At 59.4% G+C, this 13,647-nt stretch carries 18 protein-coding genes and 1 pseudogene; 12 read left to right on the top strand and 7 right to left on the bottom strand.

The window, feature by feature from the left end; translation table 11 throughout:
- The first annotated feature begins 332 nt into the window (after positions 1-332).
- Positions 333-509, top strand: coding sequence for a DUF3606 domain-containing protein (locus ABIB66_RS04955; protein WP_354254724.1), 177 nt, complete (start codon positions 333-335; stop codon positions 507-509).
- A gap of 351 nt (positions 510-860) precedes the next feature.
- Here ABIB66_RS04955 and ABIB66_RS04950 read toward each other — a convergent pair whose 3' ends face one another.
- Complete coding sequence (locus tag ABIB66_RS04950) at positions 861-1,652, bottom strand: YsnF/AvaK domain-containing protein (protein ID WP_354254292.1); 792 nt, start codon at positions 1,650-1,652, stop codon at positions 861-863.
- A 362-nt stretch (positions 1,653-2,014) separates the two neighbouring features.
- On the opposite strand from ABIB66_RS04950, the gene ABIB66_RS04945 reads away from it, so the two are divergent.
- The 7 genes from ABIB66_RS04945 to ABIB66_RS04915 all read left to right on the top strand — a co-directional run bounded on the left by ABIB66_RS04945 (position 2,015) and on the right by ABIB66_RS04915 (position 5,946).
- Positions 2,015-2,215, top strand: a complete 201-nt coding sequence (locus ABIB66_RS04945; protein ID WP_354254290.1) for a hypothetical protein — start codon at positions 2,015-2,017, stop codon at positions 2,213-2,215.
- A gap of 499 nt (positions 2,216-2,714) precedes the next feature.
- A complete protein-coding gene (locus ABIB66_RS04940; protein ID WP_354254288.1) occupies positions 2,715-3,635 on the top strand; it encodes a sensor histidine kinase in 921 nt (306 codons plus the stop codon).
- Positions 3,636-3,742: 107 nt separating this feature from the next.
- Positions 3,743-4,051 (top strand): hypothetical protein, encoded by a 309-nt coding sequence (locus ABIB66_RS04935; protein ID WP_354254286.1) that lies wholly within the window; start codon positions 3,743-3,745, stop codon positions 4,049-4,051.
- Positions 4,052-4,574: 523 nt separating this feature from the next.
- The gene (locus ABIB66_RS04930) at positions 4,575-4,781 is read left to right on the top strand and encodes a hypothetical protein (RefSeq protein ID WP_354254284.1); all 207 of its coding nucleotides are present in this window, start codon (positions 4,575-4,577) and stop codon (positions 4,779-4,781) included.
- Positions 4,782-4,795: 14 nt separating this feature from the next.
- Complete coding sequence (locus ABIB66_RS04925; protein ID WP_354254282.1) at positions 4,796-5,215, top strand: hypothetical protein; 420 nt, start codon at positions 4,796-4,798, stop codon at positions 5,213-5,215.
- Between the two features lie 68 nt (positions 5,216-5,283).
- The gene (locus tag ABIB66_RS04920) at positions 5,284-5,505 is read left to right on the top strand and encodes a hypothetical protein (protein WP_354254280.1); all 222 of its coding nucleotides are present in this window, start codon (positions 5,284-5,286) and stop codon (positions 5,503-5,505) included.
- Between the two features lie 15 nt (positions 5,506-5,520).
- The gene (locus tag ABIB66_RS04915) at positions 5,521-5,946 is read left to right on the top strand and encodes a hypothetical protein (protein WP_354254279.1); all 426 of its coding nucleotides are present in this window, start codon (positions 5,521-5,523) and stop codon (positions 5,944-5,946) included.
- Between the two features lie 444 nt (positions 5,947-6,390).
- On the opposite strand, the gene ABIB66_RS04910 is transcribed toward ABIB66_RS04915, so the two are convergent.
- On the bottom strand, positions 6,391-6,537 hold the full coding sequence (locus tag ABIB66_RS04910; RefSeq protein ID WP_354254277.1) for a hypothetical protein: 147 nt from the start codon (positions 6,535-6,537) through the stop codon (positions 6,391-6,393).
- Positions 6,538-6,811: 274 nt separating this feature from the next.
- Between ABIB66_RS04910 and ABIB66_RS04905 the strand changes: the two genes are divergently transcribed.
- Positions 6,812-7,216, top strand: coding sequence for a hypothetical protein (locus tag ABIB66_RS04905; RefSeq protein WP_354254275.1), 405 nt, complete (start codon positions 6,812-6,814; stop codon positions 7,214-7,216).
- A 118-nt stretch (positions 7,217-7,334) separates the two neighbouring features.
- Here the strand turns inward: ABIB66_RS04905 and ABIB66_RS04900 are convergent, their stop codons facing one another.
- Together ABIB66_RS04900 and ABIB66_RS04895 are read right to left on the bottom strand one after the other, a co-directional pair.
- Positions 7,335-7,598: a hypothetical protein gene (locus ABIB66_RS04900; protein WP_354254272.1), complete on the bottom strand. Its 264-nt coding sequence runs from the start codon at positions 7,596-7,598 to the stop codon at positions 7,335-7,337.
- Positions 7,599-8,219: 621 nt separating this feature from the next.
- On the bottom strand, positions 8,220-8,384 hold the full coding sequence (locus ABIB66_RS04895) for a hypothetical protein (protein WP_156526997.1): 165 nt from the start codon (positions 8,382-8,384) through the stop codon (positions 8,220-8,222).
- Positions 8,385-8,664: 280 nt separating this feature from the next.
- Between ABIB66_RS04895 and ABIB66_RS04890 the strand changes: the two genes are divergently transcribed.
- Positions 8,665-8,838: a hypothetical protein gene (locus ABIB66_RS04890; protein ID WP_354254270.1), complete on the top strand. Its 174-nt coding sequence runs from the start codon at positions 8,665-8,667 to the stop codon at positions 8,836-8,838.
- 275 nt (positions 8,839-9,113) lie between these two features.
- On the top strand, positions 9,114-9,725 hold the full coding sequence (locus ABIB66_RS04885) for a PAS domain-containing protein (protein WP_354206346.1): 612 nt from the start codon (positions 9,114-9,116) through the stop codon (positions 9,723-9,725).
- Between the two features lie 786 nt (positions 9,726-10,511).
- On the opposite strand, the gene ABIB66_RS04880 is transcribed toward ABIB66_RS04885, so the two are convergent.
- The 3 genes and pseudogenes from ABIB66_RS04880 to ABIB66_RS04870 all read right to left on the bottom strand — a co-directional run bounded on the left by ABIB66_RS04880 (position 10,512) and on the right by ABIB66_RS04870 (position 12,906).
- On the bottom strand, positions 10,512-10,703 hold the full coding sequence (locus tag ABIB66_RS04880) for a hypothetical protein (RefSeq protein WP_354254268.1): 192 nt from the start codon (positions 10,701-10,703) through the stop codon (positions 10,512-10,514).
- A 1,314-nt stretch (positions 10,704-12,017) separates the two neighbouring features.
- Positions 12,018-12,351 (bottom strand): annotated as a pseudogene (locus tag ABIB66_RS04875) (arylsulfatase); the annotation flags it as partial.
- Positions 12,352-12,672: 321 nt separating this feature from the next.
- Positions 12,673-12,906, bottom strand: coding sequence for a DUF6894 family protein (locus tag ABIB66_RS04870; RefSeq protein ID WP_354254266.1), 234 nt, complete (start codon positions 12,904-12,906; stop codon positions 12,673-12,675).
- 338 nt (positions 12,907-13,244) lie between these two features.
- Here ABIB66_RS04870 and ABIB66_RS04865 point away from each other — a divergent pair, with 338 nt between their 5' ends.
- Positions 13,245-13,370: a hypothetical protein gene (locus ABIB66_RS04865; RefSeq protein ID WP_354254264.1), complete on the top strand. Its 126-nt coding sequence runs from the start codon at positions 13,245-13,247 to the stop codon at positions 13,368-13,370.
- The last annotated feature ends 277 nt before the right edge of the window (positions 13,371-13,647 follow it).

The following is a 13,647-nucleotide window of genomic DNA, read 5'->3' as shown; positions in this document are numbered from 1 at the left end:
CGAAACGCCAACAGCAGCGTTGAAGATCAGTGGAATTTGTGGGCAATGTGCAGAAACTTTGGACGCGGCGGCTGATCACACTGCCGCGCCCGGACCTCATGTCCGACTTAGCGGTACTGATCTCCCGCCGACGGGGTGCGCCGCAGCGCGCGCGTTACTGAGAACGAATTGTCACATAGCGTTGACTTAGTGTTCGGCTTTGTTCTCAGAAACACAACTGTCAGAACTGGAGCGGTTGTATTGCCTCCGCGGAGCACGGTGCCGCCCCTTCGCGGTTGGAGACTTGTCAGTAAGGTTGGTAGACTTCCCGCCGTCGGCTCCAACTGATGAAGATGAGCGACAATCTCACTAAACGGGACCAGCGCGATCGTAGCAAGATCAACATGCACGAAGATTTCGAGGTTAAGTATTGGACCAAGCAGCTTGGTGCCTCGAAAGACGAGCTGCAGAGCGCCGTCGACAAGCTGGGCAATTCGGCCGCTGCTGTTCGCAAAGAGTTGGCGGCGTAACCGAGGCGCGCGGTATGCTTGCGATCTCTGGAGCAAGGCCCGCGCGCTTTTTCATGCCATGATCAATCCCAAGTCCCATCTTTTTCGGCTTAGGCTTTGTGTCTGCGAGAAACTGGAGCGAAGAGCCGGTGTCCGTGCGCCTCCAGATGCCACGCGTTTCGCGTATTGGAACGATGTTTCTGCCCGGCAAGCTTCTGACGTGGCCCGAGGCGAGAACGCGGCGAACACTCTCCAACACATCGTGATGTTGTCGTCCGAGAACCTGCCCGTCTCACGAGATCCATTATCAATCAAGAGAGCCCCAGCTTCACGAAGCAGTACAAGCTGGAGCTTTCTTGGCAGACGCTGCTGCTAAGGCTTCTTCGGGTCCAATTCAGCCTTCGTCTTCTTCACCGTGTCGGCAACGCGCTCGGTTCGCTCCGTTGCTTCTTTGCGAATGACCAGCTCCTCGCCAGCGCGTACCTCTTTCTGAACCACAGGTTCTTCGTGCACCTCGCGAATTTCGACTTCGCTTTCTCTAGGGATGCCCTGCGCTGCGCCTGTGGCAGGTCGCCGTTCCACCACTGTTCGCTCATCCCGCAGTTGTACGTCTCTTTGAACCGGCTGCTCCACAACGTAGGTCCGTATTCGCTGCACGCGTTCCGTTGCGCGCTTACCGACCTTCAGTTCCTCCTCGGGTAGGGGGATGACCTGCTCGTTGTTTCCGGCCGCGCTGGAAGACGGAGCCGTGGCCCTTGTGCCGTGCGCGTCCAGCGATGACGCTGTGGAGGTGGCGCGAGCTGTCCCCATAGCTGAGCCGACATTCTCGTCATGGATCTCGACAGGGTTGTACTGGTCCAGGAGCCCTTCGACTTGATCAACGTTTGCGATTGAAGGTGCGTCCACCAAAACCGACAAAACAGTTCCGCCGCCCGCCATCCGATCACTATAAACGCGCCTCTCATTCTCCGGCACGTCGCTGCCAAAGAGCCAGTCCCAAAAACTGCCATCACTACTGCCGGTCGTCTCACTCGTCGTCTGCGCTCGTTGCTGCTCACTCAGCTTGACGTGGTCTTGCGGAATGCCCGAGCTGAGCACGGCTCGGTAGGCTTGCTCGGCATCGCTACGCGAGCTGTATACGGCGACAACGCACTGTCCTTGCATCTTAGTTCTCCTCTTGGACGCTCTGCCCTGTGGCGCAACGTGAGCCAAGTGGATTGGTTCGGGGCTCGCCTCGATCTTTTCGTCGAGGCGGCCGCGGTACATCTGAATAGCCAAACCCGCTGGGCGGCGGGTCGCCCGGAACTGTGCGTTGGCCTGCCGCGCCAAGTCACGTAAGTCGCGGCCATGGAAAGTGTCGGTCGTATGCCGTTGCAGATGCGCGGCTCCGCTCCTTCGGCGCCCGCGCCTCCAACAGGCGAGCTTCGTTCCTCCTCTCCGGAGATATTTTTCGTCTCAGTAACTTGGGTGAATCCCAGTCTGAGCGGGTTCAGCCAAGATGCTGCTTTCACTCGGGGGGACCTCCAATGTTCGACGCTGAGACCACCGCGCTTTTGCGCGCGGTCCACGATGACGTGTGCGAAACCGTGTCGCGTCATGAGACCTCGGTTCGCAGGCACGTTGCGTCCGTGATTCTCGAAGCTGCCAGTAAGGGCGAAACCTCGGTTGACGGCTTGAAGCAGGTCGGCCGGAGAGCGCTTAGCGAGGCGCCCATCTTGCGGCATTGATTTATAATCGAGCGAGAGCCAGCGCACGGCCATCCACCCCCAAGAACTGGATTATTGACACTCACTTTCATCAAGAATGGACTAGGGGATCAACTGTCCCTATCCGCTAACAGAGCGACGCTTCAGATCAAAAGGTCGTAGCAGCGCAAGACACTCTTCCGGTCTCGTGGGTTCTGTGCATGCGGACCGGGAGATCAGCGCTCTCGCAGCCAAATCTCGGCCTTAACCGAGCATCCCAAGCGCCTACCGTGGGTCGGCTTAAGTCAGCGTCGAGATTGCATTTTTGGGAATTTTGGCTTTTAGCTTGCCAGCAGGAAGATATAGTTGCGCGTATGGGAGAGGATGCACGTAATCATTTCTTGTCGGGGGGCGGCGAACTGGGCTCTCTCATAAGAGCGTTTGACTGGAAAACATCAGTCGGCTCCCCGGAAGAGTGGCCGCAAAGTCTTCGGGTCACGGTGCGGCTCGTTCTTACGTCGCGCCACCCGATGTTCATCTGGTGGGGACCGACCTCATCCAGTTCTATAACGATGCGTATCGCGCAACGATGGGTCCCGAGCGGCATCCGAGTGCTCTGGGAGCGCGCGGCCGTGAATGTTGGGATGAAATATGGGACATCATCGGTCCCCAGATTGAGCACGTCATGGCAGGTAAGGGGGCGACTTGGCATGAGGATCAATTGGTGCCTGTAACCCGACACGGTCGGCGCGAGGATGTCTGGTGGACGTATAGCTTCGGTCCAATTGATCTCGAAGATAAAGTCGGCGGCGTACTCGTTGTCTGCAAGGACGTCACCTCCGAGCACATGGCAAGAGAAGCCCTGAAGCTTATCAACGAAGAGCTAAAGCACCGCTTCAAGAACACCTTTGCTGTGCTTGGTGCAGTTGCCAGCCAAACATTTCGTGACGTATCGAGCCAGGCCGATCTTGAAAAGTATAAGGCACGACTTGCCGCGTTCGGACGAGCACACGCCTTGCTGACCGCGGCCAATTGGGCTGCTGCCCCACTTCGAGATGTCGTCAACACTGCCCTGAGCCCCTACAGAACAGGCGAAAGCCGGATCACGACGTCCGGTCCTCCGCTTGTTCTCAGATCGCAACAGGCTCTCGCCCTTTCCTTAGCGGTTCACGAACTCGCCACCAATGCAGTGAAGTATGGCGCTCTAAGCGTCGCGAGCGGCCGCGTGTCCATCGTGTGGTCAACCGAAGATCAGGCGGGTGATCAAAAATTTGTCTTCGTCTGGCAAGAATTCGCCGGTCCATCTGTGTCGGAGCCCGCCGCCAAAGGCTTCGGTTCGCAACTCATTTCGGGGGCGCTGGAATACGACTTCAGAGGATCGGTTGCGGTGTCCTATGAATCGACCGGACTCACTTGCCGCCTCGCCGCCCCGCTCGAAAATCTAGAAATTCCACCACTATAGCACCATAGCGGAAGCTCCTTACCCGAGCCACGTTCACCGGGGTGCAAGACGAAACCGCCGTCAGCGAAAACGTAAGGCTCGGGAGTACGTTCGCCTAGGACCCCGGTATGGATGCGAATGCGCCCGCTTCCTCGGCTTCTCTGGAGGAAGACGAAGCCGGGGAACTGTGTGGCCTCGGCGCTGCTAAGGTCGAAGTTGAAATAACCCCCGGCTTATTTGGCAAAACAGGAACGCAGAGTGCTTCTGTACGTTTGTGCGCGATGAACGATGCCCGGCGACTTCAAAGGCTTTGCGAGAAGCAGGCCGCTCTCACCGACACCGAGCGGGTCAAAGTGGTTCTGCGGGAGATTGCGGAGGAGTACCGCGTTCAAGCGGAACGTGAAGACGAAAGGGAACCCCGTGTCCGGAAGCGGTAGCGAGGCCGCGTACATCTTCACAGCAGCCCATTGCAGCTGGATCCAGACGCAGGCGGCTTCTGATCCTCAGGGTGTTGGCGCCCTTCTAACCTAATGAACAGTGGCACAAGAATAGAACGGCCACATAGCCGGTCGGCATCGAAAGACCACGGGCGATCCGGGCGTTGCGGGGCTAAACCTTCACCTGCTGCAGCGAACGCCGGCGCCCCTCCACGAATGGGAGGAGCACGGCTGGGCGAAGAACCGCGCCGATTGGCATGCGCAGGAGCGCGCGGTTGATATCGCCAGGCGCGGGCCACCTGACGGCTTATCTCCGGATCAGGCTGTCGCCGAGGATCTTCTGGCACTATGCCTGCGCCGAGTAACCTCTTACGGTGAACTAGGGCGCCCAGACATATCCCTCCCCGGAGGAGAGGTGGCCGGCGCGGCTCATCACCCTCTCAGGGTGGGGTCTCATTAACCGTGTTCTGATGCACGAATCGATGCTTCGGAACGAAGCAGTCTTGTCGCCGATTACTGCACCATGGATGAGCTTCATCAGTTTTCGACGGCAATGCTTGCCGTCGTGTTTGCAGCGCTAACGCTGGTAGCCGGCCAGCTCTACATTGAACGAGCCTCGTCGCGCGAGCACACGGCCGGTGCTCAAGTTGAAGGCATTTCTCCGCGCTTGGCGCTGGCGCGAAGCCAAGCTGACCGGAACGCCTTGAAGGTCCGGGTCGGTTCAGAATAACCCGGCTTCGGCTCTTGGCTGAGCGCTGGCCGCAACGCGCTGACGTTCTCGCGGGCGGCGGCTCGCTGGATCAGCCGCACCCTATCGCCTGCCAGCATCGCCGCCAGCGTGTCCAGGTCAGCGCCCTTGTCCAGCGACGTTCCGGCGAGGCGATCAATGTCGTCTCCGAGGGCTTCGGCCCGGGCGACGTCGCGGGCTACCGACGCTCTCCCCGTCCACTTTTGGCCGCGGTGTCATCGATGAATGCACTCGGTCTTTCAAAGTCTCAACTTGAGACTTTGATCGGCGGTTGTCCCCGGATGCGCATCCTGATACGCCTTCTTCCGGGCCTTCAACGCCTTTGCGCGTTCGGCAGCCGTCAGGTCGGCACGCATCAGGTTTTCGTCGATCGAGGCCAGCTTATCGGCACTGGACAGATGAGCAAAATTTTCTGAGACTAGGAACACTACTCCGACCCGCGTGGTTTTTCTACGCCGAGGCTAGGATCGCGGAGTTCTCTTCAATGGCTACCCAGATCGTGATGGACCGTACGGGCGACAGCAGACATCTCTTTGATCACCACGACCCGACGGGTTTGGCGGAGGCTGAGCAGCGCTTCAAAAGCCTGACCGGTCAGGGCTTTACGGCTGCCACTCGGACCCGGGCCGGCGATCTCAAGGTCGTGCGGTCGTTTGATCCCACTGCGGATGAGACGCTATTCTATCCGCGCCTCGTCGGCGGATAGCCATGCGGCACGGCAATGTTTTTGTTCAGACGGAACGGCGTTGCTAGTGGTGCCCGTTTGCACGCCGTGCGTTCGCTTTATTCGACCTTCATCGAGCAAAATGGCCCAGAAACGCGTGCGCGGCGTCTGCTGCGCGACTGGTTATCTCCAGAGCAGCGCGCGCAGTTCGATACCAACAACTATTTCGACGTCACCGGTTCACACACCGGCAGACGCTATCGAGTTCACTATGGTACAATGAGCAATGTTGTAGAGGTCGACGCAGATGGGCAGCCCGCGATCGGCTGGTGTTTCGTTCCCGAACGTGCTCTGGCGCCTGGCGATGTGATGCTCGCCCAGAAGATCGCGCTCGAAACCGACGAAGCCGGAGTGCTCGCGCTTGCCCACCGGTTTTCTCCGAGACCCCCCTCCCTGCCCCGAGCAGTGCGACGTGCTTACTAGGCGCTCATTGGGCGGGGCCGCCGCTTGTGATGGCGGCGACCCCTTGCCGCGAAGGCACCGTTTTTACGCGAGACATTGGCACCTCCGCGACTAAAGGTAGCTTCAACCTACCGATCGCATTCTGCAATCTGGTCTACTCGTTAGCCTTACCGCGCGGCGCGCTGTGGCCGTCTCCTGTGATGCTCTCTACATCGTCCATGGTTCGGGTGAACGCTTCGCGTAACTGCTCCGCGTGAGCAGGGCTCGCCGGCTCAACGAGATATGCAAGCTTGATCAGCAGTCGGTTCAAGAGGTACGTGACCCGGAGATTATCAGAGTGACGGCTTCGCAGAGAGACGATCTGTCGACGCATCTCGACGAGATCGAGCGGTTCATGGTGCGGCTGCTTTGCCAATCTGGAGCTCGCATCGTTGGCGGTAAATCTTCATGTAGATGAAGCCGAGTTCAGCGGGTCTTTGAGTGCTGAGCCGCCACACTCTGCGCGCGGCGCTCTTTCGCATCGGCGCCAAGGCGCGCGATCGTTGTGACGATCGCCGCCAGCAGGGCGATCCAAAAACAGACGCCGAACAGGACCGATAGAAGTCTGCGCATGAGGCGGCCTCGCGTCGATAAAACGAGAACCGCCGCGTCGAATATGATGGCGCGACGGCTCCGCCTGGGTGTTCCCGGACGGGGCAATGTCCGGTGCGCAAAAGCTATCCCGCCCACGCGTCGCCGCAACCGAAGCTTCAAGTTAAGCTTGATATCCGCGCTGGAAGTTAATTCGGGAACGAGAAGGGACACCGGAATGTTTTAACCCGGTGAATGCCGAGGAACGTCCAGGCTCGCGTCCGAATTCTTGACTCAACACCAGCTGCCAACTTCGATGCGCTGCTACATCTTCACGGTCGACGACTACGGCAGGACACTGAATGCGCAAGAGATCGACTGCAACAATGCCGATGAGGCTCTACAGCTAGGCTCTGCCGCGGTGGCGGACGACCATGTCGAGGTTTGGTGTGGCTCACGCCGTCTCGCTCGCTTCGAGCCTGAGCGGAGGCAGGAGCGGCCGCTTGGGCGGCTGGCCCAGCGTTTGACCCTAGCCGAGCGCCGTCTCCGGGAAGGCGAGCAACATATCAGGCAGCAAGAGAGGGTCATCGCCCAGCGCCAGCGCGAGGGGCGCGATCTAGCTGTTGCGTTCTCCATTCTCGACATCCTGATTGAGAACCAAAAGGCTTATTTACAGGAGCGGGATTTGATCGTGGCCGAATTGGCAAAGCGATCTGGCTAGGGAGGCTCGCGCAGTCACAGCTCACGATGGAGGACGCCGAATGCTTCCGCTCTTGACCGGCACCGCTGCGACGCTTTTTGGCGTTCGCGACGTTCGTCATTTCCCACCGGTTCGCGGGCTATCGGGGCCGGCTAAGTTCTGTCAGACCGGCTTCGGTCATACGATATTCGACACCTTCGCCCGTTGAGCGTTGCTCCATCCATCCGTTTCGCAAAACAGCGAGCGTTGTTCCTGGTTGATCGGGAAGCTTCGAAACAGACACCCAATCGCGGTCACGAAGAGGATCCAGCATTTGCCGGTGAAGCTGATTGAACATCGGCCTGCGCTTTTCCTGCTGACCGATGTCTTGACTTTCCGTTTCAAGCGGGCGTTCGGCTTCCATGGCCGTTTGTTGCCACCGCATCGTTTACGATCAGTTACGGATCGGGAACAGCCGGCAATGTTTTCTAAATGGTTCATGGGTATTGTCCTGCGGCATGGATCACGAGGACGCATCCGGTTGGTTCGTTCCCGCGCTTAGGCGAAGCTATGCTCGCTTAGCGGCGTGGATGGTGCGCGATAGTCGATTGCCGGAGCCCAGCCGCTTGCCGGCACCTACGCGGCTCGAACGACCAAGCCGAATTCCTGACCAGCCACGGCGGCCGGCACCGCCGCGCCTTTGATCGTTGCAGGCTCGCGAATGACGAACGATCGTTCGCTGACACGCCCATGGTTGCCCGCCGAAGAAGCGGAGTTGCTATCGCTGTTCGACGCAGGGGCGACAGCGGAGTTGGCTGCCGAGCGGCTTGGCCGAACTCGGCAAGCGGTTTACGCTCGCTTGCAGCGGTTTCAAAAGCAGCAAGGTCGAGCGAGTAGAAGGAGTGGTCAGCTCTTTGCCCAGTTGTTGAAGTAAAGCAGGTCATTCTGCCGATCCGGCTGCGCAGCCGCTGGCCAGCATTCCAGTGCGTCGCGCGATAGAGGCAGAAGGGAACGGCAGCTGTTGACACGGCGCTCTGCCCGTCCGTCAATACGTCCGCATCTTGGCTTTTAACGCCTCTTCGCCCTTGGAGGTGATCTGGTACTTCCGTAGACCCTTGCCGGCCTTCGTCTCGACCCAACCTTTGCGCATCAGCTTCAGAATGGTCACCGGACTAGCGTGATAGTTCGGATCGCCGCGGATCGCGTCCATGGCGGCTCGTTCAACATAGCTGGGAACGTTGGTGGGCGGTGGTGGCATTTCTAGAAAAGGGTGAGATGTTCGCCGAGGCTCCTAGACTGGCCGTTTCGGTCTAAAGCCTAGTAAACTTTGGGCGTCATGACCGGCCGGGGGTGGCGGAGTTTGATTGCTCTTAGCAGTAGTCGCCCGCTCCCTTCTGAAGCGAGCGCGCGTTCCGCTGCTCCGGTCCCAGTGTGCCTTCCCAGGGAACAAGCCCCTCCGCTCCTTCATTCTCGAGGGAAGGAGGCGCCGCGTGTCTCATCCCGATGCTGACCGGTTCAAGAGCAACGCTGATGAGTGTCGCCAGATGGCGCACGCGGCCGAGACGGAAGATGCCCGGGAAGCATGGCTGCGTCTGGCGGCAGAGTGGGACAAACTTGCAGAGCACGCGCGGAACCGTCGCGGAATTTTCGATCGCTACGAGTAGCAGTGCTATGGACAAATGGCACCTCGCCCCTACCGGTGTTTTGGTAGTCATCACCAGAACCTTGGCGATTGCCGGCGGCAGAGACGCTACTGCGCTCCCGCCTCCGCTCGCAGGGCGGCATGGAAAGGCCAGGCCACGCCGATCGCGGCGGGGCCGCCGGATCAGCGGCAGCCGATTGTGCTTTGGAAACCTGTCAACCGAAAAGATCAGATGTTAACGGGCCTTTAGCCGAGGGGTCCTAGCCTGCTGCGTCCCAACCTCGAGGCGTCTTAGCTATGGACTTTCAGAGCGCAGCGCCCGCGGTCGTGAGGGCGATCCGCCAACGCGATCTACTAAACACCTGGCTTCGGCTCTATGCGCGCGGGCAGGGCCTCCCCGCCGTATCAGAATATGTGCCCGGCCGCCTTGCGGAAGAAGCAGACGATCTCGTTTATTACGTCGTCGATACCGCCCAGTGGCCGCCAATTCTCACGATAGAAAGTGAAGGCACCCGAATGTCCGCCGCGTACGGCAAAACCGGCAAGGGGCGCCGCCTAGACGAATATGTGGGCCCTCGATTGGCCCCTTCTGTCATGCCGGTTTACCATCTCTGCGTCGCACGACGATGCCCAGTCTACACGGTCTCCGAACTTGAGGACGCTGCCGGGCACAAGGTGGAATATGAGCGGCTGCTCCTGCCATTCGGAGCCGCAAGCGAGGTCACCGAAATAATCGCCTCTCTGAAGACGATCAGCATCGACGGCCGGTTCGAAATCCGGGACTTGATGACGCGCACCGACCTAGTAGCAGCACCGGCTGTACGCGCGGTTATTGACCGAGAGCTTTCTCATAGACTGCCGATGCGAACGGGAGCGATATCGATAGCGGACGACCTAGTGTTCGATTGAGCGCCTAATCTCAATTAGACGTCTCGCCCTCGGGAGTGGTGAGCATGACCTGCATCGCCTTGGCATTGACCACTCGGTTCGTCTTTCGTCCGCAGTCCGTTCCTCTTTTTGGAAACGAGTTGCCCTTCTTCGGAAAGTCTTTTCCCGACGTTCTGGCTCGACAGAACGGCTTCTGGCCGTGGTGGGCAGTAAGTTTGGCCTCGTGCCTTGATGCGCCCAGAGACACCAACCGCCGTGACGCTCATTTATACCGAAATGGCCGGCGGGCATCACTGCCGCCGGCCATCGCTTGCGCTACCTTGGGCTGGGGGCTAATTGGCAGCGCTCCGCAAGCCTGCCGACCGCCGATTAACAAGCCATTAGCCAAATCGGGCAGGCTCTGGCTATTTCGCGGGCAACAACGCGGCGGTGTGCCGGGGGCCAACACTCATCGCGTCATGCCAGGCGGTGTCCGCCGAATGTCGTCATTGGCGGTGCGCGACATAGAAGCGATGGCGGCATGTCCCTCGTAGAAGACCCGGCGCGTCTTACCAGACAAGGACGCGTCGGGCCGCGAGTGCGTAAACGATCCAGCCGGTAGATCAGGACGCCACGTAGGTCCATCTCCACGCTTCTCCCCGACGGTGATCTTCACAGGGCGGCCGTGGACGTGCTCAGGCGTCGAACTTTCATTAGGAGAGTGTCGGCTCTACCTGAGCCAATCGATAGAAGGGATGAAGCGCCTTATGAACGCGGAGCTAGTCAGGCGAAACATGACGGCGTAGCCACCGGGCGTCCTAGGCTTTTCTACGTGCCGGCACGATCTGTTCCAAAGGGTGATACTTCCCCATCCAGCCATTCCTGCTCCTCGGCTAAAGCTCGCCACGCCTCTTCCATGCGTCGGTACCGCTTGTAAGCCGGACTATCCTTAGATGCTTCTCCTTCCGCGAGCATGGCGCAGTTGTCTGCGTTCTCTTTGTAAATCTTTGATGGCTTCATCATCGGGCTCCTGCGTAATGCTTAGGAGAGGAGTCTGAAAAAAATGTGCTTTCGCCCCTCCCAGTTCGAGACGTGAAAGTAACCCGCTAGAAAGCTTCAGCCGTCGAGGCAATCAGGTTCCGGGCACATCAATAGTCAAAGCATCGCATTGGCGGTGATGACAAGGTTCTATTTCGACTGCCAGGACAGCCCTGCCACGTTGCTCGCGGAATTGCGAGCCAGCGCTAAGCAAGCGGCCTCAGCTCTGGAAGGGTGATAAGCTGAGGGGCCGCTAGCGCTCGGAACGGAGGCGAATCCAGACCGAGGCTTGGTATGCCGTCCTTAAGTTGAAGCCGGTCCGCTTGTGAACTCCGGCCAGGGATTGTTCGCCCGTGCTTTACAAGTTGTAAAAGGCGGGTAATGCCCCCCGCCAGCTCCGCTCGGGGCGGCCCGCTCTTCAAACGCCGACGGGAAGCTTTCAACAGCCTCGCGGGCGCGGACGTCAATGATGACAAGGCCGTTCGAGCCGCTTCCGAGGATCGGCCTCTCGCCATCGACCTGAGGCACTCGAAGAACTTGCCGGGTTTATGTTCGTTGTCGCACATCTCGCAATAGTGCTGTGCCGATGCATGAACATCTTGCGCGTTATGATGCAGGCTATCTCAGCAATTCTTGCAAATCTTTTTCACTGTTCGGTCGACCTTAGTGTTCTCTTGATCGATCTTGGCGTCGGTGTCCCTTTGATCAGTGGTTGTTGCCCGGCCGATTCCGCCGGCGGGTGCGGCCTCCTGTGTGTTGGCGGCTGGCGTCCCAGACGAGCCAGCAGTACCGGCAGTGTTGGTGCCGGGGCTTGTCACGACGCCCGCCCGGTCACCACCTGCCGTTCCTTGGTTGAGTCCCGACTGGGGCGTCGGAGTGCCATTGGCGATGCCGGTTCTTGAATCGGTAGTTCCCCTCGTTGGATTAGTATTTGCATTTGGGGCAGCAGCTGGCGGGCTTGCCGTCGCGCCCGAGTTCGCCGTGCCCGCTGCTCCCGCGCCTGGAGATGTTGCACCCGAAACTCCCGTACCCGCGGAGGACGCCGCACCGCCAGCGCTTCCACCGGCAGATCCGCCGGCTCCGCCACCGCTGCCGCCTCCACCCCCGCCACCCCCACCTTGGGCGAACGCTGGGTATGAGCCAGCTCGATCCTTCGATCGGCGGCCTGCTCAAGAACCTCGGGCTACGCCACCGGTCAGTTCGGCAAGAACGCATGTCGGGAACCGAAACGAGTCGCGGCTACAGGTCCTTCCGTAGGTCTGAAGAAATCGGCTGTCGGCCTTTGTCTCGGCCGTCCTTCCCGGACGCCTGTTGCCGCTTCATATAGTCGATTGCGGCGGCGGACGTTTCGTCGTCGATGGTTTCCATTCGCTTCTTCGTGAGAGCGCCGGTGTCCTCGATGCTCTGCTTGCCGATCTTGCCGAAGCGCGGCTCGATCGTCGGATCATCCCGATCGGCGGTTCGGGCTCTTCCTCCGCGTTAAGGTGGTACAGGTTGCCGAAGAACTCGTCGAAGCCGTTGACCGTCGGCAGCCCATGCCGGGGAAGCCGACCTTAGTGAGCCCTGTCCGGATGCCGTGTTGGCCGGTCAGGAAGGCAGCGCCCCCGGCGGTGCAGGACTGCTCACCGTAATAGTGCTGCATCTTGAGGCCGTTGCGGCCGACGAATCCGATTCGAGCTTCAAGGTTCAATTGCTTGCCCAAGCGCATCCTATCGGAAGCTGGCGGCGAAACGGGCAGCGGAAGTATGCAATAATCTATATTGAGCATGTGGCAATCCGATTCAGAAGGTAGACCGGTCTTCGCTCGAATTGTTAGCGCGTAAGTCTATCAGGTCTTTGGGAAGGTTGAGAAAGCGCGGCAGTCGGCTTCTCAAGATCGATGATAGCCACCCTTGGCTTGCTCCAGCATCGCCATTTTGGCCGACGGCGTGAAATGTTTGCATGCCTGCGCTCAGATATCGTCGACTGGAATGACGCAGACTGCCTTCCCATGTTCGTCGACAACATGGATTGAGCAATTGCGTCCGACGAGCTCGGGGCGCGTCTCGCGTAGCGAGCGCGCCAGCTTGATGGCCTCGATCTGCGCGGCCGTCTCGTCAGCCAGATCGTGCCCGCCGTGATCTGAGATAATACGGCTGTCGACGAGCTTGAAATGAAAATCAGTCATGGAGGAGCGCAGCTGCAAATTCCTTGCCACACCTGTCTGCCTAAAAAGGATGCTTCCAGCATTGGAACAGGGGGAACGCGAGGCGATTGCTTAGCTAGATCGCCGTTCGTCGCGTGGCGTCTCAAATGCTGTTCGTCTCGCAACGGAGCGGGCGATGTTCTTGATGTTCGAACGATTGTCTCTCGGAAAAATGCGCCATCGGGAGTTCAAGTGCCCTCGGTGCGGGGCGTGGCCCCGACTTGTGAAAGTCGATCCACACCCACACGGGTCCGATTGCCTCTACGAATGCAGATGCGGCGCTCATATCCAGTACCACGCACTGAATGATCCCCTCAAATGAGCAAGACGGAGCCTCCATGTTGCTCGCTTATTTCCCGCTGATTGTGCTCGATAGCTTCGCAAGCATGTTGATCGTTACGCTGCAACCGACCCAGTCGCAGAAGCCGAACAGCTCTGAACCCACGATCATTCTGCTCGAGTGAGCACTGGCCGAGCCAAAGGGTTGATAATCGGTACCCGACTGGAGTCCGCACCTAGCCAGCGTCGGGACTTCGCACAAGCCATTTTTCGTCTGGTTTAACGGCACCCGCATGCACCTGCGTACCCACGCTCGTGCCGAGCATCGTGGCCGATACACCCACGGCGACAGCGAATACATCGATGGCATGATGGAACACGACGACACCGTCGGCAGCTGCTCCAGGCGCTGGATGACATGGGCATCGCGAACGACACCATCGTCGTGTACTCGCGCGACAA

Origin of the sequence: Bradyrhizobium sp. F1.13.3 (assembly GCF_040548265.1) — a bacterium.
Classification (GTDB): Bacteria; Pseudomonadota; Alphaproteobacteria; order Rhizobiales; family Xanthobacteraceae; genus Bradyrhizobium.
The sequence above is the reverse complement of the archived record's forward strand: the minus strand, read 5'-3'. Positions and strand labels throughout refer to the sequence as shown.

Bases quoted from the DNA above. Each gene is read 5' to 3' on its own strand.
- ABIB66_RS04955 (WP_354254724.1), top strand. From the start codon at position 333: ATGAGCGACAATCTCACTAAACGGGACCAGCGCGATCGTAGCAAGATC.
- ABIB66_RS04950 (WP_354254292.1), bottom strand. From the start codon at position 1,652: ATGCAAGGACAGTGCGTTGTCGCCGTATACAGCTCGCGTAGCGATGCC.
- ABIB66_RS04945 (WP_354254290.1), top strand. From the start codon at position 2,015: ATGTTCGACGCTGAGACCACCGCGCTTTTGCGCGCGGTCCACGATGAC.
- ABIB66_RS04935 (WP_354254286.1), top strand. From the start codon at position 3,743: ATGGATGCGAATGCGCCCGCTTCCTCGGCTTCTCTGGAGGAAGACGAA.
- ABIB66_RS04930 (WP_354254284.1), top strand. From the start codon at position 4,575: ATGGATGAGCTTCATCAGTTTTCGACGGCAATGCTTGCCGTCGTGTTT.
- ABIB66_RS04920 (WP_354254280.1), top strand. From the start codon at position 5,284: ATGGCTACCCAGATCGTGATGGACCGTACGGGCGACAGCAGACATCTC.
- ABIB66_RS04915 (WP_354254279.1), top strand. From the start codon at position 5,521: ATGTTTTTGTTCAGACGGAACGGCGTTGCTAGTGGTGCCCGTTTGCAC.
- ABIB66_RS04910 (WP_354254277.1), bottom strand. From the start codon at position 6,537: ATGCGCAGACTTCTATCGGTCCTGTTCGGCGTCTGTTTTTGGATCGCC.
- ABIB66_RS04905 (WP_354254275.1), top strand. From the start codon at position 6,812: ATGCGCTGCTACATCTTCACGGTCGACGACTACGGCAGGACACTGAAT.
- ABIB66_RS04900 (WP_354254272.1), bottom strand. From the start codon at position 7,598: ATGGAAGCCGAACGCCCGCTTGAAACGGAAAGTCAAGACATCGGTCAG.
- ABIB66_RS04895 (WP_156526997.1), bottom strand. From the start codon at position 8,384: ATGGACGCGATCCGCGGCGATCCGAACTATCACGCTAGTCCGGTGACC.
- ABIB66_RS04885 (WP_354206346.1), top strand. From the start codon at position 9,114: ATGGACTTTCAGAGCGCAGCGCCCGCGGTCGTGAGGGCGATCCGCCAA.
- ABIB66_RS04880 (WP_354254268.1), bottom strand. From the start codon at position 10,703: ATGAAGCCATCAAAGATTTACAAAGAGAACGCAGACAACTGCGCCATG.
- ABIB66_RS04865 (WP_354254264.1), top strand. From the start codon at position 13,245: ATGTTGCTCGCTTATTTCCCGCTGATTGTGCTCGATAGCTTCGCAAGC.